Below are 731 nucleotides of genomic sequence, written 5' to 3'. Positions count from 1 at the left end.
TCAAAGGTGTTCAGCGAGTTGACGTTCCCGCTCAGCGAGATCGACGGGCCGTCGTCATGGAACGTGACGTGGGTGCTGAGATCGAGGTTCTGCGCAGCGCTGTCACCATCCTTGTCGGTCACCGTCGCCGTCAACGTCACCAGGCCGCCAGTCAGGCTGATGCCCTCATGGGTGTCCGGGCTGGAGGCGGTGAGCTCGTGCACCGCACGATCCTGCGTCAAGGTCACGTCACCGGTCGAGGTGTTCACCGTCAGCGTGAACACCAGCCACGCGGCCTGGTTTTCATGGCCGGTGACATAGCCGGAGATCGTGTTGCCGGTCTGGTCAAGCACCACCGCGAGACCAGAGGCGCTGTCGATCAGATTGGTCGCAACCCCGTTGGCCGAGATGCTCAGCGCATAGGCCGTGGTCGCGTTGTCGGCACCGGTCACAACCGTGAACGCGCCGGCGAAGTTCTCCTTATCGAGCGCGTGGCCTTGCGTCGGCACTGCGTCCGGCGTCGAACCGTTGATGCCGGCATTCGTCGAGGCCGACAGATAGGCCTCAAAGGTGTTCAGCGAGTTGACGTTCCCGCTCAGCGAGATCGACGGGCCGTCGTCATGGAACGTGACGTGGGTGCTCAGATCGAGGTTCTGCGCAGCGCTGTCGCCGTCCTTGTCGGTCACCGTCGCCGTCAGCGTCACCAGGCCGCCGGTCAGGCTGATGCCCTCATGGGTGTCCGGGCTGGAGCC

1 protein-coding gene is annotated in these 731 nt (G+C 64.3%); it reads right to left on the bottom strand.

From position 1 onward, the window contains the following. Positions 1-731, bottom strand: a 731-nt coding sequence (locus tag QMZ05_RS26700) for a DUF5801 repeats-in-toxin domain-containing protein (protein WP_353703467.1), incomplete at both ends; no start/stop codon positions are given.

The sequence above is a fragment of the Bradyrhizobium sp. INPA03-11B genome, assembly GCF_040446015.1.
GTDB lineage: Bacteria > Pseudomonadota > Alphaproteobacteria > Rhizobiales > Xanthobacteraceae > Bradyrhizobium > Bradyrhizobium macuxiense_A.
This window is presented reverse-complemented; position numbering and strand designations above follow the sequence as displayed.